This window comes from Humibacter antri (assembly GCF_054777235.1).
Genome location: NZ_BAAHAW010000039.1, coordinates 47865 through 72980, shown reverse-complemented (window position 1 = coordinate 72980; position 25116 = coordinate 47865). Strand labels below are relative to the sequence as shown.

The window sequence follows — 25116 nt, the reverse complement described above, 5'->3', positions numbered from 1 at the left end:
AGGGCAAGGGGCCGGGTGACGAGGCGGCGGCGTACCGTCGGTGCATGGCCACCAAGCGGACGGCGAGCACACGGGCGAGCGACTCGCAGATCGTCCAGATCGATGGGCGGCGGCTCAAGCTGACCAACCTCGACAAAGTGCTCTATCCGGAGACCGGGACGACAAAGGGCGAGGTGATCGCGTACTACGCACAGATCGCGCCGCACTTGATCGAACATGCGCAGGGTCGACCGGCGACCCGTAAACGGTGGCCGAACGGGGTGGGCACAGCGGGGCATCCCGAAGCGCCGTTCTTTCAGAAGAACCTCGACGAGGGCACACCCGACTGGGTGCCACGCGTGACGATCGAACACAAGGACCATCCGAACGTCTACCCGCTGGTGAACGATGCGGCCGTGCTGGCGTGGCTCGGCCAGATCGCCGCGCTGGAGATCCACGTGCCGCAGTGGCAGACGGAACCGAGCGGCGCGCGGCGCAATCCCGACCGACTCGTGCTCGATCTCGATCCGGGCGAAGGCGTCGGCCTCGCCGAGTGCGCCGAGGCGGCGTTCTGGATCAGGGAGATCCTCATCGGCATGGGGCTCGGGCCGGTGCCTGTGACGAGCGGAAGCAAGGGCATCCATCTGTATGCCCGGCTCGACGGCGCGCAGACCTCCGACCAGGTCTCTCAGGTGGCGCACGAGCTCGCCCGAGCGCTGGAGGCCGATCACAAGGACGAGGTGATCAGCACGATGAAGCGGGCGGATCGCGCAGGCAAGGTGTTCATCGACTGGAGCCAGAACAACGCCAACAAGACGACGATCGCCCCGTACTCGCTACGCGGCAGGGCGCATCCGATGGTCGCCGCTCCCCGGACGTGGCACGAACTCGCCTCGTCGAAGCTGACGCAGCTGGGGTACGAAGAGGTGCTGAAGCGCATGGCGACCAATGACGACCCGCTCGTCGAGACCACGCCGCACACCCCGGGCGAGGCCGACCGCCTCACCGTGTATCGCGGCAAACGGAACGCCGCCAAGACGCCGGAGCCCGTGCCGAAAGGCACACCGACGACGACCAACGGCCGCTCGTTCGTCATCCAGAGGCACGCGGCGAGACGGTTGCACTACGACTTCAGGCTCGAACGCGACGGAGTTCTGGTCAGCTGGGCGCTGCCGAAAGGGATTCCAACGGACCCCAAGGAGAATCACCTGGCCGTGCACACCGAGGACCATCCCCTGGACTACGGCGGGTTCGAGGGAGATATTCCGCGCGGGGAATACGGTGCGGGTCACGTGGACATCTGGGACTCAGGGGTCTACGACCTGGAGAAGTGGCGCGAGGGTGAGGAGGTCATCGTCACGCTGCATCCGTCGCGAGACGGCGGGCTCGGTGGGCAACCGGCGAAGGTGGCGCTGATCCGCACCGGCAACTCGGTGGGCGGGGGCGACTCCATGCGCGGGGGCCATTCGACGAGCGGGAGTTCGAGCAGTTCCAGCGAGGCCGACGCGAAGAACTGGCTGATCCATCGGATGACCCTCGAGTCCCGTCGCAGGGACTACTCCCCCATGCTGGCCACGCTCGGCACCCAGTCCCAGCTCGAGCGCGACGACGAGCGCTGGGTCTTCGAGAACAAGTGGGACGGCATCCGCGCCCTCGTCTCTGTGCAGGACGGCGCCGTCCGGCTCATGACCCGTAACGGCCACGACGTGACCGCACAATATCCTGAGCTGACGGCGATCGTCGATGGTGTGCGATCCCCCGGTGTGCTGGACGGCGAGATCGTGGCGCTGAATGACGGGCATCCGGACTTCGGACTGCTCCAGCAGCGGATGAACCTGCAGAACGAGACCGAGATCTCACACCTGGCCTCGCGAGTGCCCGTTCGGTACTACGCGTTCGACATTCTCGAACTCGACGGACACGACATCACCGGCGAGGAGTACGAGGTGCGCCGCGCGGCGCTCGAGCACGTCGTCACCGATCCGCATCACGGCGTGCTGCAGGTTCCCGATGTCGTCAGCGGGCCGATCGGGAAGGCCATGGCGACCAGCCGGCAAGCGGGCCTCGAGGGGATCGTGGCGAAGGACAGGGAGTCCATCTACTCCTCCGGCAAGCGCTCCACCGCCTGGATCAAGGTGAAGCACCACAGCACCCAGGAGGTGGTGGTCGGCGGTTGGAAACCGGGAGAAGGGCGCCGTGCCAACGGGATCGGATCACTGCTCCTCGGCATCCCGGACGCCGGCATCCCGCACGCAAACATCCCGGACGCCGAGAAGCTCACCTACGTCGGCAAGGTCGGCACCGGGTTCGGTGACGCCGACCTCGACGATATCGCCAAGCGACTGGGGAACTTGGAGGCCGACACCGACCCCTTCGGCGACATCCCGAAGGCCGATGCCCGCGGTGTGCACTGGGTGACACCCACCCTGGTGGCCGAGGTGGAGTTCGCGGAGTGGACGCGCGGCGGACGGTTGCGGCAACCATCATGGCGGGGATGGCGGCCGGACAAGGACCCGAAGGACGTCGTGCGGGAAGGCTGAGACCAGTCCGGTCAGGGTGCGGCTGGGCTCGGGATGCCCGAGTACTCCGGGTCGGCGTCGAGGTCTTCGTTGACCAGACCGCGCACGATCGACTCCCAGTCGGAACCCTCGTAGTCCGTCTCGGTCTGGCCGGGAAGGAGCCCTCCGTAGACCGGTTCGTGCTCCTCGCCCTCCGGGGCGATGACGGTGAGCGATCCGATCGTGCGGCCGTCGTCCCCGCGCACGACCCAGTCGGCCGGACCCAGCCGATGCACGACGTAGCGGCCGCCCCGGTGGTCGAAATGCACGCTGTCGTTCTCGAGGATGGACGCGATCATCGTGTGTCTCCCTGTCGTGTGGCCGGATCGACCGGCCTGGTGGTCAGTGAACGCTGTGCAGGAGGAACGTTGCCAGGCTAACCCCGTGCGGGCGCAGAGGTGACGGCAGCTCGCCGGATTGCTGCACCGACTCGCTCATCGGCATGCAGCTTCATCTCCGCCTTCACGTACGACGTGTCGCCGCGCACCCTCAAGCGCACCCGCATCTCTGCGGCCTCGCCGAGGGACAGCTCGTGTCCGCGCTCCAGTTCCGAGCCGAGTTCGGCTCCCACGACGAGCGCGAGGTTCGCAAGCCATATCCAGAGCAGGGCGACGAGAAGGCCGCCGACCGCCCCGTACACCCGGTTGTAGCTCGCGAAGTTCGATACGTAGAAGCCGAACCCGAGCGAGCCGAGCACCATGACGATCACCGCGACCGCTGCACCGCACGCCACGTAGCGGATGCGCAGCTTGCGCAGATTCGGAGCACCGAAGAACAACACGGCGACGGCGACGGCGACGGCGACGATCACGGCTACGCCGATCATCGGCCACTTCACGATCTCCCACGTGGTGAACACGGCATCGCCCACCCCGATAGCGTGCCCTATGCTGCGCGCGAACGGTCCGCTCAACACGAGCGACAGAACGACGAGCACTGCCAGCGCGAGCACGACGATGGTGATCAGCACCTGCTGGGATCGCAGGACGACCGCGCCGCGTCCTTCCCGTACACCATAGATGCGGTTGACCGCCCTGGTGAACGCGCCGACGTAACCCGACGCGGACCAGATCGCGCCGACGATGCCGATCGCGAGACCGATGCCGGCGGCCGTCGACGAGGTCAGCTGTGAGAGCAGGCCGGAAAGCGCCGGCCGCACCTGCTCCGGCGCGAGGGTGCCGACCACCTCGAGGAGCGATTTCGATCCGGACTGCCCCGCTCCCACCAGTCCCAGAACCGATACGAGCGCCAGGAGTGCAGGCAGAGCCGAGAGGATCGAGAAGTAGGTGAGGCCGGCGGCGAGGTCGGAGCATCCGTCTCTGCCGTACTCGCGCAGTGTGCGGCCCAGCACGTACTTGATCGGCATGCGGCCATAGTGAGTGGACGCCGCGGCCCTCGCCTCGCGCGCACGCAGGTTCTGCTCAGCGGGCGACGGCGGCTCGTGCTCGTGCTCGTGCTCGTGCTCGTGCTCGTGCTCGTGCTCGTGCTCGTGCTCGTGCTCGTGCTCGTGCTCGTGCTCGTGAAGAGCGTCGACGAGCTTTCGCGTGCGTTTCGCAGCCTGCTTGGTGTGCTTCTTCGCGAGGTCGAGCGCATCCATGATCGTCACGGTACGACGGAACGTCGCCGCTCCCCACCCCCTTGCGTGCCACAAGGAATGATGGAGCGGGCCGTCGCGTTCATAGAACATGCAAACGCATAGATAACAAGGAGGGTCTCGTGGCCGTTCAGTTCGGTTTGGACACGTTCGGTGACGTTCCGCTGCAGGCAGACGGCGCACAGGGCTCGGCTGCCCGCACGATTCGCGAGGTGATCGAACAGGGAGTGCTCGCCGACGCGCTCGGGATCGACGCGTTCGGCATCGGGGAGCACCACAGGGCCGACTTCGCAATCAGCGCGCCCGACATCGTGCTGTCGGCGATCGCGGCGCGCACCAAGAACATCACCGTCGGCACGGCCGTGACCGTGCTGAGCTCGGACGACCCGGTGCGGGTGTACGAGCGGTTCGCGACGCTGGATGCCCTCTCGAACGGCCGCGCGGAGGTCACGCTCGGCCGCGGCTCGTTCACCGAATCGTTCCCTCTGTTCGGCTTCGACCTGACACAGTACGAGAAGCTCTTCGAGGAGAAGCTCGAACTGTTCAGCCTGCTGCGTCAGGAGGATCCCGTCACCTGGAACGGCACGGTGCGTGCTCCCCTGAGGGACCAGTCGGTGTACCCGAAGACCGAGTCCGGACGGCTGAAGGCGTGGGTGGGCGTCGGCGGCAGCCCGGAGAGCGTGATCCGCTCCGTTAGGTACGGCATTCCGATGGCTCTGGCCATCATCGGCGGGAACGCCGCACGCTTCGCGCCGTACGTCGACCTGTACAAACGCGCGCAGGAGCAGTTCGGGCGCGAGCCGATGCCGCTGGCCATGCACTCTCCCGGCTTCGTGGCCGACACCGATGAACTGGCGATGGAGCAGCTCCACCCCTACCAGAAGGCGACGATGGACCGCATCGGTGCCGAACGCGGGTGGGCACCGCAGAGCAACGAGCAGTACGTCAGCGAGGTGCGACACGGCTCGCTGTACGTCGGCTCGCCGGAGACCGTCGCAAAGCGGATCGCGGAGGCGATCCGTGTTCTCGGCGTCGACCGGTTCGACCTCAAGTACGCGAACGGCCCCATGCCGCACGAACTGCTCGAGCACTCCATCGAGCTCTACGGCACGAAGGTCATCCCCATGGTGCGCGACCTGCTGTGCACCGCCGGTTGAGCTTGTCGGAACCCGGCCACTCCGCCACGGGTTTCGACAAGCTCAACCGGCGGAGGAATCTCACGTTCTCGTCGGCGGCAGCGTCTACCTTGTGATGATGCTCCTACCCTTCGAGTCGGTCGTGCGAACACACGGCACCGTCGTGCTGCGCGTGTGCCGATCGATGCTCGTCGCACACGACGCGGACGACGCCTGGTCTGAGACGTTCCTGGCCGCGATGGATGCCTACCCGCGGCTGCCCGCCGACGCCAACGTCGAGGCGTGGCTGGTCACGATCGCGCGCCGCAAGTGCATCGACCTGCTGCGCGCTCAGGGCCGTCGAGCGCTCACCGTCGAGCGGATGCCCGAGGAGCCGGGAACGCTCGGAATCCCCGAGGACGCGGTCGAGGCCCGAGCTGAGGCAGACGCGGTCGCGCAGGCGGTCGCAGTTCTTCCGCACCGACAGCGACAGGCTGTGACCTACCACTATCTGGGCGGGCTCGGCTATCGCGAAGTGGCGGACATCATCGGTGGAACCACGGAGGCGGCACGGCGCGCAGCCGCCGACGGCATCCGTAAGCTGCGACGCACGATGGGAGCCGGGCGATGAACGAGACGAAGAACGAGACGACCCGCGCTGAACTGAGCGTGCTTCACGCCCGGCTGGCACGCGAGGCCGGAGAACGCGGGCTGATCGATGTGGGCTACCGCGTCGTCGACAGTCCGGTGGGAAGACTGTTGGTGGCCTCGACCGAGCAGGGCATCGTGCGCATCGCGTTCGAACGGGAGGGATTCGACGTCGTGCTTCAGACGCTCGCCGACCGCGTCAGCCCGCGCGTGCTCGAGGCACCGGCACGACTGGATCGCGCCGCGACCGAGCTCGAGGAGTACTTCGCGAAGCGCCGCACCGGGTTCGACCTGCCACTGGACTTCGCGCTCAGCCGCGGGTTCCGCGGCGAAGTGCAGCGGCTCCTGCCCACGATCGCATACGGGCACACGGCGAGCTACGCCGAACTCGCGAATGCTGCCGGCCGGCCACGCGCGTTCCGTGCCGTGGGAAGCGCGTGCGCGACCAACCCGCTACCGCTCGTGGTGCCCTGCCACCGCGTGCTCCGCGGCGACGGCTCGCTGGGCGGCTATGCGGGCGGACTCGAGGCGAAGCGGGCCCTGCTCGCCCTGGAGGCCGCTGCGTGAGCGAACCCGTGTTTCTCGCCGGCCGCCTGGAACGCGACGTGGTGCTCGACTCGCTCGTGCGGCACGGTGTGCCGGGCGTCGAACACGTGGACCTCGCGAACGGGACCGTCACCCGCTTGTTGAGCACCGCATCCGGTTCGTCGCCGGTTTGCGTGACGGTCGCCGTGCGCGACGACGGAGTCGAAGTGGACGGGACAGCGTCGCCCGAGGTGGTCGATGCGGTGCGCGAGTGGTTCGACCTCGACACCGACATCGATGCGGTCGGAGCGACATTCGCCGATGACCCGCTGCTGGGCCCTCTGGTGCGGAGGCGACCCGCACTGCGGGTGATCGGGCATCCGGATGCCTTCGAGGCAGCCGCGCAGACGGTGCTCGGCCAACAGGTCTCGCTGGCTGCCTGCCGCACGTTCACCGGACGTCTGGCGGCCGCGTACGGCGCCCGTGCCGACGGGGATCACAGCGATGACGGGCTGATCGCCTTTCCCGTGGCCGAGGTTGTCGCGTCGGCCGATTTGGCGCAGCTGCGCGCGGCGGTCGGCATCCCGCTCGCTCGCGCGCGAACCGTCATCGCCGTGGCCCAGGCGTTCGCCTCGGGCCTGCGGGTCGTGCGCGACGCGGACCGCGCCGGCGTGCGCGCCGAACTGCTCTCATTGCCCGGTATCGGGCCGTGGACCGTCGACTACCTCGCGCTTCGCGTGCTGCGGGATCCGGACGCGTTTCCGGTCGGCGACCTCGTGCTGCGCAGAGCGCTCGGCAACATCTCACCGGCCGAGGCGCTCGAACTCGGCGAGCGGTGGCGGCCGTGGCGCGCGTACGCCACCATGCACCTCTGGACGGCGGATGCGACCGGTCGCACCGCAGCGACGAGAACCACGACCGCCGCATCGGCGTCGCACGAGTGAGCGTTCACGCCATCGGGGACGGGAGTCAGCGCACGGGAGCAGCACACTGTCGCCCGGGGTGCGAAGACGGCATGATCGGAACATGGCCGCATCACTTCCCGCTCCCATGCTCGCTCGCGCTGTCGACGCGGTTCCGGAACCGGAGACGATAGAGGGCGGCCTGTCGTACGAACCGAAATGGGACGGATTCCGCGGGATCGTCGGCGTCGAGACCGGCACGGACCAGAAGGCCCACGTGGAGATCGGCAGCCGAGGGGCGAAGCCGCTCACCCGGTACTTCCCCGAACTGGTGACCGCGTTCGCGCAGCAACTGCCCCGGTGCATCGTGGATGGCGAACTCGTCGTTCGCACCGGGCGGCCCGGGTCGGAACGGCTCGACTGGGAGGCGCTGTCGCAGCGCATCCATCCTGCCGCCAGCCGCGTCGCCATGCTCTCGGAAACCACTCCGGCGATGTTCGTCGCATTCGACCTGCTCTCGCTGGAGGGCGACGATCTGCTGGGCCAGCCGTTCGCGGAGCGCCGGAGCGCGTTGGAGAAGCTGGCCGCCGGGTGGGAGCATCCGCTGTACCTGTGCCAGACGACGACGGATGCCGCACTCGCTCGCCGCTGGCTGGTCGAGTTCGAGGGAGCCGGCCTCGACGGCGTCGTGGCGAAACCGCTGGCGGCGCCGTACTCCCCCGGCAAGCGCACGATGCTCAAGGTCAAGCACCATCGCACGGCGGACGTCGTTCTCATCGGCTACCGGGTGCACTCCAGTGGCCGGGGAGTGGGGTCGCTGCTGCTGGGCCTCTACGACGACCAGGGCGTTCTGAGGAACGTGGGCGGAGCATCAGCGTTCAGCAATGCACGAAGACTCGAACTCGTCGACGAGCTGGAATCGCTCGTGGAACGCGATGAGAACGGCGAGATGATCAAGGGCGAGACCGATCGCAGCAGGTTCTCCGGCAGCAAAGACGTCTCCTTCGTCAGGCTTCGCCCTGAGCGTGTGCTCGAGGTGCGGTACGACCAGCTCGAGGGCCCGCGGTTCCGGCACACGGTGCAGTTCGACCGATGGCGGGATGACCGGGAACCCCGCTCGTGCACGTTCGATCAGCTGGAGCGCCCGGTCGCCTACGATCTGTCGGGCGTCATCGCGTAAGCCACCGCCGTTGGTTGAGCCTGTCGAAACCCGTGGCACAGGGCCGGGTTTCGCTCCCCGCCCCTCGGCCGTCCGTCGCGTTGCGACGCACCGAAAACGGCAGCTCGGACCCACGCTCAGACGGCGGCAGCATGCCCGACCGGCGGTGGCTCAGTCGGCGTCGACCCGGTTGCCGCGCTGATCCCAGTTCCCGGCCACCTTCTTACTGGGCTGCACCCGGGGCGGCTCACCGGGCATCTTGGGATAGTCCGGGGGGAACGGCAATTCGCCCAGCCCGTTGTCGAGGTCGCGCTGCCACCATGACAGGAGCACCTCGATGCTTCCGGGTCGCTCGCCGAAGTCAGCCCACGGATCGCCGACGGCGGCGAGCCGGTCCGGCACTGTCAGCACAGTGAACGACCGGGGATCCACGGACTCCAGCTCTTCCCACGTGACGGGGCACGACACGGACGCGTGCGGCAGAGCGCGCGGGCTGTACGCACCGGCCATCGTGCGGTCGCGGTTCGCCTGATTGAAGTCGACGAACACTTTTCGCCCGCGCTCCTCCTTCCACCAGGCGGTCGTGACGGCATCCGGCATGCGTCTCTCCAACTCGCGTGCTGCGGCGATCACGGCGTGTCGCACATCGAGGAACTCATGCTCCGGCCGGATCGGCGCGAACACGTGCAGGCCGCGATTCCCGGACGTCTTGACGTAGGCATCCAGTCCGGCTTCAGCGAGAACGGCGCGCAATTCGACGGCGGCGGGGACCGCATCGTCGAAGTCGGTGCCGGGCTGAGGGTCGAGATCGATACGCAGCTGGTCCGGATCGTCCGTGTCGTCGGCGCGCGACGGCCACGGGTGGAAGACGACGGTGCCCATCTGCACTGCCCAGATCGCCGAGGCCGGCTCATCGAGCACGAGCTGCGGATGCGATCTCGCGCTCGGGTAGACCACCTCGACATCGCGGATGTAGGCAGGGGCTCCCCTCGGCGGGTTCTTGGAGAAGAACTGCTCGCCGTCGATGCTGTCGCGGAAGCGCTGCAGCGAGATCGGACGATCGCCGTTCGCCCTCAGGAACGGTTCGGCGACCGCCTCGAGGTAGCGCGCCAGGTCGAGCTTGGTGATTCCCGGCTCGGGGAACACGACCCGGTCCGGATGGCTGATGCGCACCGCACGCGTGCCTTCCGGCCCTCGGATCTCCAGCGTCGTCTCGTCTGCCATGCGTTCCTCGTCGTCAGTCGTGTGCGGGGATCCGGTCGACCGGCGCCGGTCGTGATCGCTCGGGTTCAACCCTGACCGGAGATGTTCACCATCCAGTTCACGCCGAATCTATCGACCAGCATGCCGAACCAGTCACCCCACGGCGCCTTCTCCAGCGGCTCGACGATGGTGGCCGAATGCGACAGGCCGTCCCAGTAGCCACGAAGGCGCGGCTCGTCGTCGCCGCTCAGCGACACCGTGATCGACCCGCCCGGCGTGTACTCCATGCGATTCGGAGTGTCGGCACCCATCAGCATGAGGCCGCCGGGCGCGTTCAGCTGCGAGTGCATGACCTTCTCGAGCTCGCTCTCGTCTTCCTCCATGTGGAAGTCGCGGAACGTGCTCACGGTGAGGTCGCCGCCGAAGACGGACTGATAGAACTCCATGGCCTCGCGAGCGTTGTCGCGGAAGCTCAGGTAGGGATTGAGAACGACGGACATGACTGCTCTCCTTCATCGGTGACGCTGTCGACCCACACCTTACGCTCGGCCGGCGTGCGCGTCACGCGTCGAGCGCGTCGGAGGCTGCCGCCGGGCGAATCACCGAGGTGAACATCTGATGACCGGCAGATGGAATCGGCCGTTCGCGCCTTCCGGCACCTGCAAAGTGGATGCGGTTGCGGTCCTCACCGATCACGACCCACCCGAGAAACGACCTGGAAGGACTCCTCGATGGAACAACGCGCGATCGCCCGTTTCGTGGGCTCGCGACGTGCCCGGCGCCTCGCCGGCGCCGTGGCCATGGCCACGGCCGTCGCCCTCTCGCTCACGGCATGCGCCGGTAGCGGGACGGGAGCGGCGAGCGCCGCCGATTCCAAGATGCTCACCAAGACTCAGGCCCAGAAGGCTGTGTCGGCCGCCGACTTCGGCGGCATGGACGGCCTCGTCGCGGCCGCGAACGCGGAGGGTCACCTGAACGTCATCGCCCTTCCACCCTCGTGGGCGAACTACGGCAAGATCATCGCCGGTTTCGAGAAGAAGTACCCCAAGATCACGGTCGACTCCACGAACCCGAACGGTTCCAGCGCCGACGAGATCAGCGCAGCCACGTCTCAGAAGGGCCAGAGCACCGCGCCGGACGTCTTCGACCTCGGTACGGCCGTTCTCGAGCAGAACCTCGACATGATGGCCGAGTACAAGGTGAAGAACTGGGCTGACCTGCCCGCACACTACAAGGATGCCGGCGGCAAGTGGTACTACGACTACACCGGTCTGATGTCGGTCGGATACGACTCGAAGGTCATCAAGTCGGCGCCGAAGAAGCTCGACGACCTGCTCGGTGCCGACTACAAGGGAAAGGTTGCGATCAAGGGCGACCCGACTCAGGCCAACGAGGCTGCGAGCGCCGTCTATTGGGCCGATCTGCAGTCAGGCGGAAAGGCCGACGACATCGAGCCGGGAATCGACTTCTTCGGCAAGCTGAAGCAGGCGGGCAACTTTCTCTCCGTGCTGCCGACGCAGGCGACGGTGAACTCGGGTGAGACGCCGGTGGTCATCCAATGGAGCTACAACAATCTCGCATGGGGCGCGGCCGGGGGTTCCGCGGGAAACCCGAATTGGAAGACCACGATTCTTCCCGGCACCGCGCTCGGCAGCTACTACAACCAGGCGATCAACGCCGATGCACCGGACCCGGCAGCCGCCCGGCTCTGGGAGGAGTATGTCTACAGCCCCGAGGTGCAGAACCTCTTCCTGGGCTCGGGCGCCTACCCGGCGACGCTCAAGGCGATGATCGCGAACAAGACGGTCGACGAGAACGTGTTGAAGACCGTGGGCGAGCCGCCGAAGAACCTCGTGCAGCTCACCGCCGACCAGACCACCGCGGCGGGCACTCTGCTCGCCTCGAAGTGGTCGACGACCGTCGGCTGACCCCTACCCGTGTTCATCGGAAACGGATTGCGATGACTGCCGCATCCACCGAGATCGCGACGGGCGCCAAAGCCGAGGGCGTCAGGACCACCAGGCTCGGACGCCCTCGGGCCGGGTGGCTCGGCTTCACACCGTTCGCGATCTACGTCGTGCTGTTCCTGGCTGTGCCCACCCTGTATGCCGTGGCGAGCGGATTCTTCACGAAGGACGGGGCATTCACCTTCGCCAATCTCGCTGCGTTCACCGATCCGTCGGTCATCAAGGACTTCGTGAACTCGTTCTGGGTCTCGGCCGTCGTGGCGATCATCGGCGCCCTCGTCGGCGCGGTCATCTGCTTCGCGCTCCTGGGCACCAGGCCGGACGGCGCCCTGCGCACGGTAGTGGACTCCGCCTCCAGCGTGCTGGCCCAGTTCGGCGGCATCATGCTCGCGTTCGCCTTCATCGCCTTGATCGGCATCCAGGGCGTACTCACGTTGCTGCTGAAGCAGACCTTCGGCTTCGACCTCAACTCCCTGTCGGCGCGCGGGCCGTTGCTCTACCAGGTGGGCGGACTCGTCTTCCCGTACCTGTACTTCTCGATCCCGCTCATGGTGATCACGTTCATGCCGGCAGCGGAGGGCTTGAAGACACAATGGGGCGAGGCGGCCGCGACGCTCGGCGCGTCCCGCGTCGCGTACTGGCGGCGGATAGCCATCCCCATCCTCGCCCCCGCGTTCTGGGGAAGCACGATCTTGTTGTTCGCCAACGCGTTCTCGTCGTTCGCCACCGCGGCAGCGCTCATCGACCAGGGCGGAATCGTCCCCCTGTCGATCAAGCGGCAGCTGACCAGTGAGACCATCGTGGGCGTCTCCGATTCCGCCGGCGTGCTGGCGCTCGGCATGGTCGCGGTCATGACCGTCGTGATGAGCGCGTACTCGGCGCTCCAACGCCGCTCGCTGCGGTGGGAGCGAAGGATGCACCGATGACCGCGGGCACGCTGCCTGCGAAGCGGGTCCCGGTGCCGGCGAAGCGGACGTTGCGGGCACCCAGCGTCGGCGCGACTCCGAACAGGGTCACGAGCACGGCCATCCTCGTTGCGACGGGAGTCGTGTTCGTGCTGCCGATCGCCGCGTTGCTGCTCTTCACGTTCCGTGTCTCGGGAGACCCGGGTGCATTCACGCTCATTCACTATGCGGCGATCTTCGATCCGCGCCAAGAGCTGACATACGACCAGCTCTTCGAGGGCATCGGCAATTCGCTGGTGATCTGCGCGATCACGGTGGCGATCATCCTGTTCCTGCTGGTGCCGACGATCGTGCTGGCGGAACTGCGCTACCCGCATCTTCGACGTGCGATCGAGTTCGTCTGTCTTCTGCCCATCACCGTGCCGACGGTGGTGCTCGTCGTCGGATTCGTACCTGTGTACCAGGCGATGGCCGGAGTCTTCGGCAGCGTGCCGTGGACTCTCGCGTTCGCCATAGGGGTGATCGTGCTCCCGTACGCGTACCGGCCGATTCACGCGAACATCACCGCGCTCGACGTGGTGGTGCTCGGCGAGGCCGCTCGCTCACTCGGTGCCGGCTGGTTCTCGGTGCTGGGCCGAGTGATTCTGCCCAATCTGCGGCGGGGGCTCCTCTCCGCCTGCTTCCTCACCATCGCCGTCGTGCTCGGGGAGTTCACCATCGCCTCGTTCCTCAACCAGAACACGTTCCAGACCGCGCTGTATCTGCTGCAGCAGACCGACCCCTACGTCGCGGCGATCTTCGCCGTGTTCGCGCTGGTGTTCGCGTTCGCACTGCTGCTGGTGATCGGCAGGGCCGGATCGATCAGCCGCATCAGGAGGGCAGCACGATGACCGTCACCACGCCCGCGACATCCACCGACGACCGCGCCGCGCTCGGCCCGAGAGAGACCACTGCACCGCTGACCGTCAGGGGGACGTCGGTCGAACTCGAAGGCATCGTGAAGGCGTACGGGTCGCACCGGGCGCTGCAGGGGGTGAGCCTCGACATACACCCCGGCGAGTTCGTCGCCCTGCTCGGGCCATCGGGTTGCGGAAAGACCACCATGCTGCGCGCCCTCTCCGGGTTGGAGCAGATGGATGCCGGCAGCATCCGCATCGACGGCACCGACGTCGTCGGGGTACCTGCCAGCAAACGCGATATCGGAGTCGTGTTCCAGTCGTACTCGCTGTTCCCTCATCTCACGGCCCGAGCGAACGTGGAGTTCGGGCTTCGGATGCGCAAGGTCGACGCTCGCACGCGCACTGCACGCGCAACCGAGGCCCTGGGTCTGGTGGGGCTGAGCGGGCACGGCGATCGCTATGCACACGAGCTCTCCGGTGGGCAGCAGCAACGGGTGGCACTCGCCCGCGCGCTCGTCATCCGGCCGCGCGTGCTACTCCTCGACGAGCCGCTCTCGGCTCTGGACGCGAAAGTGCGGGTGCAGTTGCGCGAGCAGATCAGGCGCCTTCAGCGCGACCTCGGAATCACGACCGTGTTCGTCACGCACGACCAGGAGGAAGCGCTCGCGATCGCCGACCGCGTGGCCGTGATGAACGCGGGCGCGATCGAGCAGATCGGCACGCCCGAGCAGCTGTACCTCCAGCCCGGCACACCGTTCGTTGCCGACTTCGTCGGACTCAGCAACAAGCTCCCCGGTCGCGCGCGGGGCGCCGAGGTGATCGTCTTCGGTCAGCGAATCCCCATTCTGGGCGATCCGGCGGACGGGGAGGTCGAGGCTTCGGTGCGCCCCGAGGATGTAGCGCTGCTCGACGCGACAAGCGGCGATGCGGACGGAGCGGCCGGTGTGGTCGTCTCCTCGAGCTTCCTCGGATCCGTGCGGCGAACGACCGTGCGCCTGGTGGACGGCACAGTGCTGGCGGTGCAACACGACGCACGGGATCGTCCCGTGCCGGATGCGGCGGTGCTGGTGCGCTTCAAGGGGCGGCCCGCCGTCGTTCGACCGCGGTGAACGGGCGTCGGGCCGAGGTGGAGCAAAGTCAGACAGCTGCAGCCAACACGGGAGCGAGCTCCGCCTCCAGCGCAGCGCGGGGCTTGGAGCCCACGATGGTTCGCACGACGGCGCCGTCCACGACGAGCTTGAGGCTCGGCACAGCCATCACGCCGTACTCCGCGGCGAGGCGAGGACTGTCGTCGGCGTTCACCTTGACGATCGTGAACGCGTCGGAGTGGTCGGACTCGATACGCTCGAGCGTCGGCCCGAGTACCCGGCACGGCCCGCACCAGGTGGCCCAGAAGTAGACGAGCACAGGTGTCTCGGCATGCTCGAGCGTCGACGCGAACGTCTGCTCATCTGCGATGATCATGGTTCTCCTTCGTTTCCTCGTGGCTCTCGTGGCTCTCGCGGCCGGCGCGCCCTGTCTCGGCAGCCCTCGACCGCACGGTCTTCGATGGAGCGGCACTCGATCCGGGAGTGCTCGATCCGGGAGCGCTCGATCCGCCAGTCCTCGATTCGGCCGTGGAAAGCAGCGCTTGCAGTGCTGACCGCCTGCGTTCGAGCTCGTCGATCCGTCTCGTCAGGTCTTCGATGGCCGCACTGTAGGCGGGACGTGTGGCCAGGCAGTCGTCGCCGTTGGCGTTGCCGTCGGCCAGGCAGTCGAGGAACGGTCGGGTCTGTGTCAGGCGCAACCCGACGCGGCCCAGCTCATGCGCCTCGGCCACCAGGCGCGGCACGTCTTCGGCGTAGTCCCGGTACCCGTTCGGCAGGCGCGACGAACCGACGAGACCGAGCGATTCGTAATGACGCACGGTCTTCACGCTGACTCCGGCGCGGCGTGCGACCTCACCGATCCTCATGCCAGCCCTCCCGTCGAACCATCCGCCTCTCGTTCACGCTAAACGTTGCCCCACGGGTCAAGGTCAAGCGGTGAGCGGATGTCACGCTCGGATCTGCTGCATGCCGGCATCCAGAAAGCCACCGACGCCCCGTCAGTGCGAGCGGAAGAAGTCGGAGGCACGTCCCGTCCAGAGCAGGATGATGATGATCAGCGAGACCAGAGCGCTGATCGCGGCCCACGCGAACTGGCCGGGGAACGCCCAGGCGGTGAAGGCATCCGTCGCGATGGCCAGCAACTGCATGATGGTGACCACGACGCGGGCACTGCTCGAGCCGCGCAGCAGGCCCCCGGCGATGAGTACGACCACGACTCCGAACAGGATCGACAGGATCGCGGACGTGATCAGCGAGGCGCTACTCGACCACGCGCTGCGCACGGTGGGCTCGTGCTGGAACACCAGGAGAAGCACGCCCGCGACGATGTTCAGCGCACCCTCGATCCACGCGAGAACGGCGATCAGGGTCACTCCGGCCGGACGGCGGGCTGCTGCGCTCATTCGTACTCCTGTCGTGGGAATGCGTTCAACGTAGCGAGCGTGGGGGCATTCCCGGGTTTCGACAAGCTCAACCCACGGGAACGGCGCGCTCAACCCACGGGAACGACAAGCTCAACCCACGGGAACGACAAGCTCAACCCACGGGAACGGGGACGGGGCGCTCAACCCACGGGAGACAAGCTCAAGCCACGGTATGGGGCAGGTGCGACTCGCTGGCACCGGGAATACCAGTGACCGGAGGGTGTTGAACTTGATAAGACCCGACTCAAGTTCGAGCGGTTCAACCGAAGAAACCCGGAAACTACAGGAGATTCAGTGCCTGAGAACTTCATCCCCGGCGGCACCGAGGCGAACGGCGAGGGCAGCTCGTTCGACGACTTCCTCGCACGCTACCTCGCGGGCGAACGCGCTCGCGAGGCCCGATCGATCGACATCGGCCGCTTTCTCAGTCGGCGCACCCAGGAGGTGCTGCAGCGTGCTGGGCGGTTCGCGCTCGAGCACGGCCACAAAGAGCTGGACGCGCTGCACATCCTTCGCGTGATGGCCGATGAGGACCCCGCGGCCGACGCGATGCGCCGCATCGGCGTCGACCCCGTACGCATCGTGCGCGCCGCAGATCAGCGCCTGCCGCAGACCGGCGAGGCGACCAAGGACGCACCGGCCCTGACTCCCTCGGCGCAGCGCACGCTGTTCCACGCTTACCAGGTGGCGCGCGCGTCCGGGTCCACCTACATCGATCCCGAGCACCTGTTCTATGCGCTCGTGATCGCCCAGGACTCGCCAGCGGGCCAGGTGCTGCAGTCCGCCGGAGTGACGCCCGAGGCGCTCGCCGGCGCCATGCGCGAGGCCGCGACGGTGGGCGTCGGCGCGAGCGGCGACACGGATGCCGAGGGGCAGGCATCCGAGACGCCCATGCTCGACCGGTTCGGCACCGACCTCACGCTCCAGGCCCGCGAGGGCAGGCTCGACCCGGTGATCGGACGGGTGGACGAGATCGAGCAGACCGTGGAGATCCTCTCCCGGCGCACCAAGAACAACCCCGTGCTCGTCGGCGAGGCGGGCGTGGGCAAGACCGCGATCGTCGAAGGACTCGCCCAGGCGATAGTCGACGGCGTCGTTCCGGAGCAGCTGCGCGACAAACGAGTGATCTCGCTCGACCTGCCCGGCATGCTGGCCGGAACCCGCTACCGCGGCGACTTCGAGGAACGGTTGACGAAGCTGATGGAGGAGATCGCGCAGCGCAAGAGCGAGCTGATCGTCTTCATCGACGAGGTGCACACCGTGATGGGGGCGGGCGCCGGCGGAGACGGCGGAATGGATGCCGGCAACATCCTGAAGCCGCGGCTGGCCAAGGGCGACCTGCATCTGGTCGGTGCGACCACTCTCAAGGAGTATCGGCAGATCGAGAAGGATCCGGCGCTCGAACGCCGTTTCCAGCCGGTGACGGTGGCTGAGCCCTCGATCGAGGACTCGATCGCGATCCTCGCCGGGCTGCGGGGCGCGTACGAGGAGCACCACGGTGTCGAATACACCGACGACGCGATCCGCGCCGCCGTCGAACTCAGCGCCCGCTACGTCTCCGACCGCTACCTGCCCGACAAGGCCATCGACCTGATCGACCAGGCCGGAGCACGGCTGCGGCTGCGGCTCGGCAAGCAGGTGGACGCCTCCGAGCTGATGCAGCGCCTGGCCGACCTCGAGGCGGAGAAGAACGCCGCGGTCTCCGCCGAGCACTACGAGGAGGCGTCGAGGCTGCGCGACGAGATCGCGGCCGTCGAGGCCCGACTGGCGAAGGCATCCGCTGCGGGTGCACGCGTCGGAACCGACGCCGTCATCGACGAGGCGCAGATCGCCGCAGTGGTCGCGCGTGCGACCGGCATCCCGGTCGCACGGATCGGCGAGGCCGACCGCGAGCGGCTGGCGAAGCTGGAGAGCGAGCTGCACGAGCGCGTGATCGGACAGGATGACGCGGTGGCGGCCGTCGCGAAGTCGGTGCGCCGAAGCCGCGCCGGCATGGGCGACGAGCACCGGCCGGTCGGCAGCTTCCTCTTCCTCGGCCCGACCGGCGTGGGGAAGACCGAGCTGGCGAAAGCCCTGGCGGCATCGCTGTTCGGGTCCGAGCGCTCGATGATCCGGTTCGACATGAGCGAGTTCGGCGAGCGGCACACGGCCGCGCGGCTGATCGGCGCCCCTCCTGGCTACGTCGGCTACGACGAGGCTGGACAGCTCACCGAACGCGTGCGCCGCAACCCGTACTCGGTGCTGCTGTTCGATGAGATCGAGAAGGCGCATCCCGACATCTTCAACCTCCTGCTGCAGGTGCTGGACGACGGGCGCCTCACCGACGGCCACGGTCGAACCGTCGACTTTCGGAACACCGTGGTCATCATGACCTCGAACGTGGGCAGCGAGTTCCTGGCATCCAAGAGCGGGGCACTGGGCTTCGTGGCACAGGACGCCGATGGCTTCGGCGACGAGAAGGCGCTGCGGGACCGGGTGATGGGCAAGCTGCGCGAGAACATGCGGCCGGAGTTCATCAACCGCATCGACGAGATCGTGCTCTTCCGCAAGCTCGACCGCGCACAGCTTCGCGACATCGTGCGTCTGCTTCTTACCGCGACCGAGGCGCGACTGGGTGCGCGCGAGATCTCATTGACCGTGACGGATGCCGCGGTTCAGTGGATCGCCGACCACGGCTACGAGCCGGAGTTCGGCGCGCGTCCGCTGCGGCGCGTCATCCAGCGCGAGGTGGACGACCGGGTCGCCGACCTGCTGGTGAACGGATCCGTCGACGACGGCGGGTCGGTGCATGTGGACGCGTCGGGCGACGAGCTGCACGTGACGGCGGAGCGACGGATGCCCGTGGCAGCTTGAGCGCTCCCGCCGGCTCGAGATCGGGCCGGCGGCATCTGTCAGGAGCGATGGGACCAGCGATGGGACCGTGGGGAGAACCCACGGTCCCATCGCGCATGCACGATCACGCGGTGCTGCACCCGCGCGCCGCGCCGTGCAATGGGCCGCCGCACCGCGAGGGCCGCCGCGGAGGCTGCCGCGAGCGGCATGGGCATCCAGTACTCCACGAGACGCCACGCGGTGACCCCCAGCACCGCGACGCCGTGGGGCATGGCGAGCGCGACGAACGCCGGAACCATGACGCCCTCCACGATGCCGACTCCCCCAGGGGTCACCGGCAGCAGAGCGACGATGTTTGCGAGCGCGTACACGAGCAGCAGCGGCGCGAGCGGCGGATGCGCTCCGAACGCGGCGAACATGACGAGCAGTGCCGCGACATCCAGCAGCCAGTTGGCCGCCGCGAAGGCCATGACGGCTGCGAACCGCCACGGGCTGGCGGCCAGTGCTCGCACGGCGCGAACCGTGTGTGCGACGGACCGTGTGAGGCGAACGGACGCACGACCGGGCAGGCGGCAGGTCAGCCTGCGCACCAAGCGCACCGTGCGGGAGGGTCGCAGAGCGGCCAGGCCGAGCAGCGTCGCGGCCGTGCCGAAGACGCCTCCGACGAAAGCGCCCGCGAGCCGGTAGTACGGCGCGGCAGGCAGCGCGGCCACCGACGTGGCCAGGCCGAGCGCGAAGAGCATGCCCAGCGTCAGATTGGAGATGACCACCTCGGCGGTGATTCCGGCCACCACGACGCTGCCCGGCGTATTCCTGCGCGTCAGCACGCGGTAGCGCACGGCCAGCGATGTCGCGCCTCCGCCCGGGATCGCGTTCGTGACACCGACCCCGGCGAGGTCGACGCGCAGCACCGTGAGGAATCCGGGACGCGTGACGGGATCGAGGGCGGTCCAGGTCAGCCCGGCGAGGGCGGACAACGACAGGAGCTCGAGCGCGACTCCTGCCAGGAGCAGCGGGCTGGAAACCCCCGACACGAGCGACAGCGCCCGAACCGCGTCGTGCCACTGCGGCACGACGACGAATCGCACGAGCAGGGCGACGATCGACAGTGCAGCACCGGTGCGGATGAGCCGGAACGCACGCGCCCGTCGCTCCCGGTCGGCCGCCCTGGCCGTGGGGGCTCCCGTGCCGTGCGCCGGCGTGGCCGCCATACTTCACGGTAACTCCGTGCCCCCACGGCGCCGCGGGCACTCTGCGCACGCCCGTGCTCGGCGGCCCTCAGCCCGCGCTGCTAGCGTCGAGTGTCGGCATTGTGCCGACGTCAGGGAAGATCTCTCCGAACTTGTGCGCGCAGTCTGCCGCAGTGCGAACGTTTCCTCTGGGTTACTCGCCAGGAGCGCCATGTCTCAGATCACGCCTTCAACCATGCCGTCCAACGGCGTCGCCTCACGTGCGAATCCGGCGGGAATCACTGCAGAAGCACCCGTCCGCACGACCGCCATCGTCTACTGCGAGGGCCGATTCGGCACCCAAGACGGCAAGACCGCCAACGGTCTGGTGCGCTTCTCGGAGCGATATCAGATTCTGAGCGTCATCGACAGCTCGTTGAAGGGCTCGGATGCCGGCGGCGTGCTCGACGGCGCACCCAACGGCATTCCCGTCGTGGCGTCGCTTGCCGAGGCGATCCTCTCCGCCGGGCAAACGCCGGACTGCCTGATCTTCGGAATAGCCCCCGCTGACGGACTGCTCTCCCCTGTTCACCGGGCCGCCCTGCTCGACGGCATCGCACAGGGCATCCACATCGTCAACGGTCTTCACGAGTTCCTGAACGACGACGCCGAGTTCGCGGCGGCAGCCCTCCTGCACTCGGTCACGATCACCGACGTGCGCAAACCGAAGGAGAAGAAGGACCTGCACCTGTTCTCCGGACGCATTTTCGAGGTGACCTGCCCGCGCATAGCGGTGCTGGGCACCGACGGTGCCGTCGGCAAGCGCACCACGACCACCGTTCTCGTGCAGGCGTTGAACGCGCGAGGCATCAAGGCCGTCATGGTCGGCACCGGCCAGACCTCGATCATGCAGGGCGCCAAGTACGGGGTCGCGCTCGATGCGATCGTTCCGCAGTTCTGCTCCGGCGAGGTCGAGCATCAGGTCGTCGCCGCGTGGCGGGGCGAAGATCCGGACGTGATCGTCGTCGAGGGCCAGGGCGCTCTCAGCCACCCGGCCTACATGACGAGTGCGCACATCCTGCGCGGGAGTCGCGCCGAGGCCGTGATCGTGCAGCATGCCCCACGTCGGACGATGCTCGGGGATTTCCCGATGCTGCCGGTGCCGAGCGTGACGAGCGAGATCGCACTCATCGAGTCGTTCGCCGACACGGCGGTCATCGGCGTCACGATGAACCACGAGAACATGACGCCCGATGAGATCGAGCCGGCGATACTCGAACTCGAACGGGTCACGGGGCTTCCCGCAACCGACCCGTTGACCAGGCCGATCGACGACCTCACCGAGATGGTGTTGGCCGCACTGCCCCGTCTGGAGTCACGGACGCTCCACGCGACGTGAGCACACTCACGCGTCGAGCAACTCCTGGATGACCACCTTCTTCTGGCGCATCATCACCTGCACCTGCTCCGGCCGTCGAGTCAGCTCATCCATGTTCTGCGGGATGATCTGCCAGCTCACGCCGAACCGGTCCTTGCACCACCCGCACTGCTCGGACTCCGGCACGTGCGAGAGCGCGGACCAGTACCGATCGATCTCCGCCTGGTCTGCGCAGGTGGCGACGAACGAGATGGCCTCGTTGAATCGGAACAGCGGCCCGCCGTCGAGGCAGACGAAGTCCACGCCGTTCAGCGTGAAGCGCCCGTTCAGCACCTTGCCGGACATGCCGGAGAAGTGCTCGTCGAGCTTCTCGTCGGGGTACTCGTCGATCGAGACGATGCGCGAGTCCGGGAACACGTTCACGTAGTACTCCATCGCTTCCCGTGCACAGTCGTCGAACCACAGGCACGGCCGGATGGCCGCGATGCCGCTCATCGGTTCGCTCCTTCCGACGCGACGATGGCGTCGATCTGGCCCATCGCTCCTCGCATGCCCTCTTCCATGCCCATCTGCATCATCTGCTCCAGCTGCTCCAGGCTGACGAATCGGTTCACGGTGGTCATGCGGGTGCCCTCCAGGTCGCCCGCGTCGGCATCCGCGTCGAGCGAGACCGCTTCGAGCGTCACCTCGACCCGTGCAGGCAGGTCGTCGGTCGGCCTGCCGTCGTCGTCTGAGAACCCTTCGTCGAACTCGAGCCTGCGTGGCGGGTCGACGGCCACGATCGCCCACCATCCGTGCGCCCTGTCACCCTCCGGCCCGGTCATGTAATAGGCGCTCCTGCTGCCGACGCTGAGCTCATGTTCGTCGAACGTGGCCGGCCAGGTCGGCGGACCCCACCAGCGCTCCAGCTGGCGGGCGTCTTCCCACACCTGCCAGACCCGCTCAGGCGGCGCGGCGAACTCCGCCACGAACGTGAGCGTGAGGTTCTCGGGATCCTTCACACTGCTGATCACTGTCATCTGTCGTGCCCCTTCGTCATCTCTTGGTGGAGTCTTCGGTGAGCATGCCCTCGATCGCCGACGCCCGATCGCGCCAGAGCGACTCATAGCGGGCGAGCAACCCGTTCGCCCGCCTGATCGTCTCCGGCACCGCGCGCACCAGCTGCTCCCGCCCCCGTCGTTCCTTCGTCACGAGACCCGCCTTCGCGAGCACGCTCACGTGCTTCTGCACGGCCGCGAAACTCATCAGATAGCTCTGCGCCAGGCCCGAGATGGATCGATCGCCGCCCAGCGTGCGCGCCACGATGTCACGCCGGGTGGCGTCGGCGAGCGCGTGGAAGATGCGGTCGATCTCGTCGTCGGTGAGGATGTCGGGCATCCGAATATCTACAACCATTTGGTTGTAGATTAGACCTGCGCAGAAGTCTCGTCAAGGGGTGCTCGTGCCGGCGGCCGCTTGAAGGCCTCATGCATCATGAGCTGCGCCACCGACGGCGTGCCGCTCACGGTGCCGACCGCCGCCGTGGCGCGCACGAAGCTGTGGTCGTCGAGTTGCCGCAGCATGGCATCCGCTAGATCGATGCGAGCCGTGAACTTCTGCGGGAGGTAGCGCTCCGCCATGCGGTAGTCGCTGACGGCATCCGCATCGAACAGCCCCGACGGGCGCAGCACGGTCCAGTCGGCGTCGCTTGCCCCCAGCATCGCCTCCATGCGTTTCATGTCGTCGTACAGCGTCTTGCCGAGAACGCCGGCCACGAACGGTTGCAGCACACGCTCGAACAGGAATCCGCCGTGCGGGCCAGCGTCGATGTCGACCGCGCTCGAGCTCACGCACACCAGGCGTCGCACGCCGTGCTCCGCCATCGCCTGCAGCATGGCCGCCGTGCCGGCCGAGTACGTCGTGATCTGCTGGCGGCTGTACGGAACGCCAAGGGCGGACAGAACCGCATCCGCCCCCTTGATGGCGATACTCACCGACGCCGGGTCGAAGACATCGACTCGCTCGACGACGAGATGATCGTGCGCGAGCGGGAACTCTCGCGGCGAACGCGTCGCCGCAACCACCGAGTGACCCCGCTCAAGGGCCAGGCGCGTGACGAGCCGACCCGTCGGACCGTTCGCGCCGAACACCGCGATCTTCACTAGATTCTCCTCATACTCGTAAATCCGATAATATGAGAACCATACTATATGGAGTCAAGAATGAATAGTGCCTCGACCGACGCCAGAGCGCACCGGCGCCTCACCGCGCAGCTCAAGCGGCACTTCCGCGACGTGAACAATCAGATCGCGCTGCTCTCGCACCACGTCTCCGCCCGGGTGGAGCTGCGCGACATCGACCTGGACTGCCTCGACTTCCTCGCCCAACACGGCGCCACGAGCCCGAGCGCGCTCGCCCGACGGGCCGGCGTGCATCCAGCGACCATGACCGGGGTGATCGACCGGCTCGAGAAGGGCGGCTGGATCGCTCGCGAGCGCGACGCGAACGATCGACGCGCCGTCGTGGTCTCCGTGCGACAAGACGCGATCGGCCGGGTGTTCGGACACTACGACGGCATGAACACCCAGATGGATGCCGTGTGCGCCGAGTACTCCTCCGCCGAGCTCGAGCTCATCGCCGGCTTTCTGCAACGCACAGCTGACGCGGGGCGGCGCGCCGTTGAGGAGTTCGTCGAAGGCTGACCGGGTCGACGCGTCAGACGGCGACGGCCAGGCACGCGACCAGGCCGACGACCGTGATCACGATGAAAGCACAGACCACGAGGACCGTTCCCTTGGCCTGGCGACGCCTGTCGTCGGAACGATCGGCGCCCCACAGTTCGGCCTTCAGCCGCACCCGGTGCGCCTCGGCGACGATGGCGCTCGTGCCGGGGAGAGAGAGGTCGAGCAAGCCACGTTCCCATTGCTGCTCGATGCGCACCGCCTCCTCGAGCGTCATGGACGCCTTGGCGACCCCTCGCGGGACCGTGCTCGGTCGTGCACTGGCGGGCCCGGCGCCGTCGCCTTCGGCCATGGTGCACCTCCGATCGGGATTCAGGTGCTTCCAGGGTACGAGTCTGGCCTGCGATCGGCCGCCCGTCTACTCCTGCTGCCCGACAGGCACGAACCGATAGCCCATCCCCGCCTCCGTGAGGAGGAAGCGTGGCCGAGAAGGTTCGGGCTCCAGCTTCTTGCGGAGCTGTGCGAGGTAGAGACGCAGATAGCCGGAGTCCGCTGTGTGATGCGGTCCCCACACCTCCGTGAGAATCGCCTCCCGAGTGACCAGGCGGTCCGGGTTGCGCACCAGCAACGCGAGAATCTGCCACTCGGTGGGAGTGAGCCGCACCGGATGCCCCTTCCTGGTCACCCTGCGCCCGGCGAGATCGACGAGCACGTCGGCGAACTCGACACGGGGCTCATCGTCGGCTGCGGGCATCCGTCGTACCAGAGCGCGGATGCGCGCCAGCAGCTCGTCGGTCGCGAACGGCTTCGTCACGTAGTCGTCGGCGCCCCGGTCGAGCGCCTCCACCTTCTCGGCCGAGTCGGAGCGCCCGGAGATCACCAGGATCGGCACGGTGCTCCAGCCGCGGATCGCCTCGATCACCGCCAGGCCGTCGAGGCCCGGCATTCCGAGATCGAGGATGACCAGGTCGGGGTGGTCGTCGATCACCCGGTCGAGCGCCTGCTTGCCGTCGGCGGCGACCGTCACGTCATATCCGCGCGCGGAGAGGATGATGCGCAGCGCGCCCAGGATCTGTCGGTCATCGTCAGCGACGACGATCTTCATCGGGCT

Annotated in this window: 27 protein-coding genes; 13 read left to right on the top strand and 14 right to left on the bottom strand. The window is 67.6% G+C overall.

Annotated features, from left to right (window positions below):
- Positions 1–44: 44 nt before the first annotated feature.
- Positions 45–2519: an ATP-dependent DNA ligase gene (locus tag ACYVDK_RS15135; protein WP_460523212.1), complete on the top strand. Its 2475-nt coding sequence runs from the start codon at positions 45–47 to the stop codon at positions 2517–2519.
- Positions 2520–2530: 11 nt separating this feature from the next.
- Here the strand turns inward: ACYVDK_RS15135 and ACYVDK_RS15130 are convergent, their stop codons facing one another.
- Together ACYVDK_RS15130 and ACYVDK_RS15125 are read right to left on the bottom strand one after the other, a co-directional pair.
- Positions 2531–2836, bottom strand: a complete 306-nt coding sequence (locus ACYVDK_RS15130) for a hypothetical protein (RefSeq protein WP_460523210.1) — start codon at positions 2834–2836, stop codon at positions 2531–2533.
- 77 nt (positions 2837–2913) lie between these two features.
- Positions 2914–4134, bottom strand: coding sequence for a YihY/virulence factor BrkB family protein (locus tag ACYVDK_RS15125; protein ID WP_460523208.1), 1221 nt, complete (start codon positions 4132–4134; stop codon positions 2914–2916).
- A gap of 119 nt (positions 4135–4253) precedes the next feature.
- On the opposite strand from ACYVDK_RS15125, the gene ACYVDK_RS15120 reads away from it, so the two are divergent.
- The 5 genes from ACYVDK_RS15120 to ACYVDK_RS15100 all read left to right on the top strand — a co-directional run bounded on the left by ACYVDK_RS15120 (position 4254) and on the right by ACYVDK_RS15100 (position 8501).
- Positions 4254–5288 carry an LLM class flavin-dependent oxidoreductase gene (locus ACYVDK_RS15120; protein ID WP_460523206.1) on the top strand — a complete coding sequence of 345 codons (1035 nt, stop codon included), beginning with the start codon at positions 4254–4256 and terminating at the stop codon, positions 5286–5288.
- Between the two features lie 97 nt (positions 5289–5385).
- Positions 5386–5877 (top strand): RNA polymerase sigma factor, encoded by a 492-nt coding sequence (locus tag ACYVDK_RS15115; RefSeq protein WP_460523204.1) that lies wholly within the window; start codon positions 5386–5388, stop codon positions 5875–5877.
- A complete protein-coding gene (locus tag ACYVDK_RS15110) occupies positions 5874–6461 on the top strand; it encodes a methylated-DNA--[protein]-cysteine S-methyltransferase (RefSeq protein ID WP_460523202.1) in 588 nt (195 codons plus the stop codon). Before ACYVDK_RS15115 ends, ACYVDK_RS15110 begins: the two co-directional genes overlap by 4 nt.
- Positions 6458–7363 carry a DNA-3-methyladenine glycosylase family protein gene (locus tag ACYVDK_RS15105; protein ID WP_460523200.1) on the top strand — a complete coding sequence of 302 codons (906 nt, stop codon included), beginning with the start codon at positions 6458–6460 and terminating at the stop codon, positions 7361–7363. Before ACYVDK_RS15110 ends, ACYVDK_RS15105 begins: the two co-directional genes overlap by 4 nt.
- Before the next feature lie 82 nt (positions 7364–7445).
- Positions 7446–8501 carry an ATP-dependent DNA ligase gene (locus ACYVDK_RS15100; RefSeq protein ID WP_460523198.1) on the top strand — a complete coding sequence of 352 codons (1056 nt, stop codon included), beginning with the start codon at positions 7446–7448 and terminating at the stop codon, positions 8499–8501.
- Positions 8502–8651: 150 nt separating this feature from the next.
- Here the strand turns inward: ACYVDK_RS15100 and ligD are convergent, their stop codons facing one another.
- Positions 8652–9704, bottom strand: coding sequence for a DNA polymerase domain-containing protein (ligD, locus tag ACYVDK_RS15095; protein ID WP_460523196.1), 1053 nt, complete (start codon positions 9702–9704; stop codon positions 8652–8654).
- Between the two features lie 65 nt (positions 9705–9769).
- Entirely contained in the window at positions 9770–10183 is a 414-nt protein-coding gene (locus ACYVDK_RS15090; protein ID WP_460523194.1) for a VOC family protein, read from the bottom strand.
- A gap of 231 nt (positions 10184–10414) precedes the next feature.
- On the opposite strand from ACYVDK_RS15090, the gene ACYVDK_RS15085 reads away from it, so the two are divergent.
- Genes ACYVDK_RS15085 through ACYVDK_RS15070 form a run of 4 tightly spaced genes read left to right on the top strand, consistent with a single transcriptional unit; the run spans position 10415 to position 14563 of the window.
- Positions 10415–11611: an ABC transporter substrate-binding protein gene (locus tag ACYVDK_RS15085; protein ID WP_460523192.1), complete on the top strand. Its 1197-nt coding sequence runs from the start codon at positions 10415–10417 to the stop codon at positions 11609–11611.
- Positions 11612–11643: 32 nt separating this feature from the next.
- Positions 11644–12576 carry an ABC transporter permease gene (locus ACYVDK_RS15080; RefSeq protein WP_460523190.1) on the top strand — a complete coding sequence of 311 codons (933 nt, stop codon included), beginning with the start codon at positions 11644–11646 and terminating at the stop codon, positions 12574–12576.
- Positions 12573–13445, top strand: coding sequence for an ABC transporter permease (locus ACYVDK_RS15075; protein WP_460523188.1), 873 nt, complete (start codon positions 12573–12575; stop codon positions 13443–13445). The genes ACYVDK_RS15080 and ACYVDK_RS15075 overlap by 4 nt, the downstream gene beginning before the upstream one ends.
- Complete coding sequence (locus ACYVDK_RS15070; protein ID WP_460523186.1) at positions 13442–14563, top strand: ABC transporter ATP-binding protein; 1122 nt, start codon at positions 13442–13444, stop codon at positions 14561–14563. The genes ACYVDK_RS15075 and ACYVDK_RS15070 overlap by 4 nt, the downstream gene beginning before the upstream one ends.
- 28 nt (positions 14564–14591) lie before the next feature.
- Here ACYVDK_RS15070 and ACYVDK_RS15065 read toward each other — a convergent pair whose 3' ends face one another.
- From ACYVDK_RS15065 to ACYVDK_RS15055, 3 genes are all read right to left on the bottom strand, one after another.
- Positions 14592–14918 carry a thioredoxin family protein gene (locus tag ACYVDK_RS15065; RefSeq protein ID WP_460523184.1) on the bottom strand — a complete coding sequence of 109 codons (327 nt, stop codon included), beginning with the start codon at positions 14916–14918 and terminating at the stop codon, positions 14592–14594.
- Complete coding sequence (locus tag ACYVDK_RS15060; RefSeq protein ID WP_460523182.1) at positions 14902–15408, bottom strand: MerR family transcriptional regulator; 507 nt, start codon at positions 15406–15408, stop codon at positions 14902–14904. The genes ACYVDK_RS15065 and ACYVDK_RS15060 overlap by 17 nt, the downstream gene beginning before the upstream one ends.
- 132 nt (positions 15409–15540) lie before the next feature.
- Positions 15541–15945: a DUF7144 family membrane protein gene (locus ACYVDK_RS15055; protein ID WP_460523180.1), complete on the bottom strand. Its 405-nt coding sequence runs from the start codon at positions 15943–15945 to the stop codon at positions 15541–15543.
- A gap of 315 nt (positions 15946–16260) precedes the next feature.
- Here ACYVDK_RS15055 and ACYVDK_RS15050 point away from each other — a divergent pair, with 315 nt between their 5' ends.
- Positions 16261–18819 (top strand): ATP-dependent Clp protease ATP-binding subunit, encoded by a 2559-nt coding sequence (locus tag ACYVDK_RS15050; RefSeq protein WP_460523178.1) that lies wholly within the window; start codon positions 16261–16263, stop codon positions 18817–18819.
- 38 nt (positions 18820–18857) lie between these two features.
- Here the strand turns inward: ACYVDK_RS15050 and ACYVDK_RS15045 are convergent, their stop codons facing one another.
- Positions 18858–20009: a lysylphosphatidylglycerol synthase transmembrane domain-containing protein gene (locus tag ACYVDK_RS15045; protein WP_460523176.1), complete on the bottom strand. Its 1152-nt coding sequence runs from the start codon at positions 20007–20009 to the stop codon at positions 18858–18860.
- Positions 20010–20199: 190 nt separating this feature from the next.
- Here ACYVDK_RS15045 and ACYVDK_RS15040 point away from each other — a divergent pair, with 190 nt between their 5' ends.
- Complete coding sequence (locus ACYVDK_RS15040) at positions 20200–21366, top strand: DUF1611 domain-containing protein (protein WP_460523174.1); 1167 nt, start codon at positions 20200–20202, stop codon at positions 21364–21366.
- A gap of 6 nt (positions 21367–21372) precedes the next feature.
- Here ACYVDK_RS15040 and ACYVDK_RS15035 read toward each other — a convergent pair whose 3' ends face one another.
- Genes ACYVDK_RS15035 through ACYVDK_RS15020 form a run of 4 tightly spaced genes read right to left on the bottom strand, consistent with a single transcriptional unit; the run spans position 21373 to position 23486 of the window.
- The gene (locus ACYVDK_RS15035; RefSeq protein WP_460523172.1) at positions 21373–21840 is read right to left on the bottom strand and encodes a VOC family protein; all 468 of its coding nucleotides are present in this window, start codon (positions 21838–21840) and stop codon (positions 21373–21375) included.
- Positions 21837–22364 (bottom strand): SRPBCC family protein, encoded by a 528-nt coding sequence (locus ACYVDK_RS15030; protein WP_460523170.1) that lies wholly within the window; start codon positions 22362–22364, stop codon positions 21837–21839. The genes ACYVDK_RS15035 and ACYVDK_RS15030 overlap by 4 nt, the downstream gene beginning before the upstream one ends.
- Positions 22365–22380: 16 nt before the next feature.
- Complete coding sequence (locus tag ACYVDK_RS15025; RefSeq protein WP_460523168.1) at positions 22381–22722, bottom strand: ArsR/SmtB family transcription factor; 342 nt, start codon at positions 22720–22722, stop codon at positions 22381–22383.
- Positions 22723–22751: 29 nt separating this feature from the next.
- On the bottom strand, positions 22752–23486 hold the full coding sequence (locus tag ACYVDK_RS15020) for an NAD(P)-dependent oxidoreductase (protein WP_460523166.1): 735 nt from the start codon (positions 23484–23486) through the stop codon (positions 22752–22754).
- Positions 23487–23546: 60 nt separating this feature from the next.
- On the opposite strand from ACYVDK_RS15020, the gene ACYVDK_RS15015 reads away from it, so the two are divergent.
- The gene (locus tag ACYVDK_RS15015; protein ID WP_460523164.1) at positions 23547–24026 is read left to right on the top strand and encodes a MarR family transcriptional regulator; all 480 of its coding nucleotides are present in this window, start codon (positions 23547–23549) and stop codon (positions 24024–24026) included.
- Between the two features lie 13 nt (positions 24027–24039).
- Here the strand turns inward: ACYVDK_RS15015 and ACYVDK_RS15010 are convergent, their stop codons facing one another.
- Complete coding sequence (locus tag ACYVDK_RS15010) at positions 24040–24357, bottom strand: hypothetical protein (RefSeq protein WP_460523162.1); 318 nt, start codon at positions 24355–24357, stop codon at positions 24040–24042.
- A gap of 66 nt (positions 24358–24423) precedes the next feature.
- Positions 24424–25110, bottom strand: coding sequence for a response regulator transcription factor KdpE (locus ACYVDK_RS15005; RefSeq protein WP_460523160.1), 687 nt, complete (start codon positions 25108–25110; stop codon positions 24424–24426).
- Between the last annotated feature and the right edge of the window lie 6 nt (positions 25111–25116).

Coding starts and splice junctions, on each gene's coding strand:
- ACYVDK_RS15135 (WP_460523212.1), top strand. CDS start 45: ATGGCCACCAAGCGGACGGCGAGCACACGGGCGAGCGACTCGCAGATC.
- ACYVDK_RS15010 (WP_460523162.1), bottom strand. CDS start 24,357: ATGGCCGAAGGCGACGGCGCCGGGCCCGCCAGTGCACGACCGAGCACG.
- ACYVDK_RS15085 (WP_460523192.1), top strand. CDS start 10,415: ATGGAACAACGCGCGATCGCCCGTTTCGTGGGCTCGCGACGTGCCCGG.
- ligD (WP_460523196.1), bottom strand. CDS start 9,704: ATGGCAGACGAGACGACGCTGGAGATCCGAGGGCCGGAAGGCACGCGT.
- ACYVDK_RS15070 (WP_460523186.1), top strand. CDS start 13,442: ATGACCGTCACCACGCCCGCGACATCCACCGACGACCGCGCCGCGCTC.
- ACYVDK_RS15030 (WP_460523170.1), bottom strand. CDS start 22,364: ATGACAGTGATCAGCAGTGTGAAGGATCCCGAGAACCTCACGCTCACG.
- ACYVDK_RS15100 (WP_460523198.1), top strand. CDS start 7,446: ATGGCCGCATCACTTCCCGCTCCCATGCTCGCTCGCGCTGTCGACGCG.
- ACYVDK_RS15055 (WP_460523180.1), bottom strand. CDS start 15,945: ATGAGCGCAGCAGCCCGCCGTCCGGCCGGAGTGACCCTGATCGCCGTT.
- ACYVDK_RS15025 (WP_460523168.1), bottom strand. CDS start 22,722: ATGCCCGACATCCTCACCGACGACGAGATCGACCGCATCTTCCACGCG.
- ACYVDK_RS15045 (WP_460523176.1), bottom strand. CDS start 20,009: ATGGCGGCCACGCCGGCGCACGGCACGGGAGCCCCCACGGCCAGGGCG.
- ACYVDK_RS15130 (WP_460523210.1), bottom strand. CDS start 2,836: ATGATCGCGTCCATCCTCGAGAACGACAGCGTGCATTTCGACCACCGG.
- ACYVDK_RS15090 (WP_460523194.1), bottom strand. CDS start 10,183: ATGTCCGTCGTTCTCAATCCCTACCTGAGCTTCCGCGACAACGCTCGC.
- ACYVDK_RS15075 (WP_460523188.1), top strand. CDS start 12,573: ATGACCGCGGGCACGCTGCCTGCGAAGCGGGTCCCGGTGCCGGCGAAG.
- ACYVDK_RS15115 (WP_460523204.1), top strand. CDS start 5,386: ATGCTCCTACCCTTCGAGTCGGTCGTGCGAACACACGGCACCGTCGTG.
- ACYVDK_RS15125 (WP_460523208.1), bottom strand. CDS start 4,134: ATGGATGCGCTCGACCTCGCGAAGAAGCACACCAAGCAGGCTGCGAAA.
- ACYVDK_RS15015 (WP_460523164.1), top strand. CDS start 23,547: ATGAATAGTGCCTCGACCGACGCCAGAGCGCACCGGCGCCTCACCGCG.
- ACYVDK_RS15080 (WP_460523190.1), top strand. CDS start 11,644: ATGACTGCCGCATCCACCGAGATCGCGACGGGCGCCAAAGCCGAGGGC.
- ACYVDK_RS15035 (WP_460523172.1), bottom strand. CDS start 21,840: ATGAGCGGCATCGCGGCCATCCGGCCGTGCCTGTGGTTCGACGACTGT.
- ACYVDK_RS15040 (WP_460523174.1), top strand. CDS start 20,200: ATGTCTCAGATCACGCCTTCAACCATGCCGTCCAACGGCGTCGCCTCA.
- ACYVDK_RS15060 (WP_460523182.1), bottom strand. CDS start 15,408: ATGAGGATCGGTGAGGTCGCACGCCGCGCCGGAGTCAGCGTGAAGACC.
- ACYVDK_RS15065 (WP_460523184.1), bottom strand. CDS start 14,918: ATGATCATCGCAGATGAGCAGACGTTCGCGTCGACGCTCGAGCATGCC.
- ACYVDK_RS15110 (WP_460523202.1), top strand. CDS start 5,874: ATGAACGAGACGAAGAACGAGACGACCCGCGCTGAACTGAGCGTGCTT.
- ACYVDK_RS15005 (WP_460523160.1), bottom strand. CDS start 25,110: ATGAAGATCGTCGTCGCTGACGATGACCGACAGATCCTGGGCGCGCTG.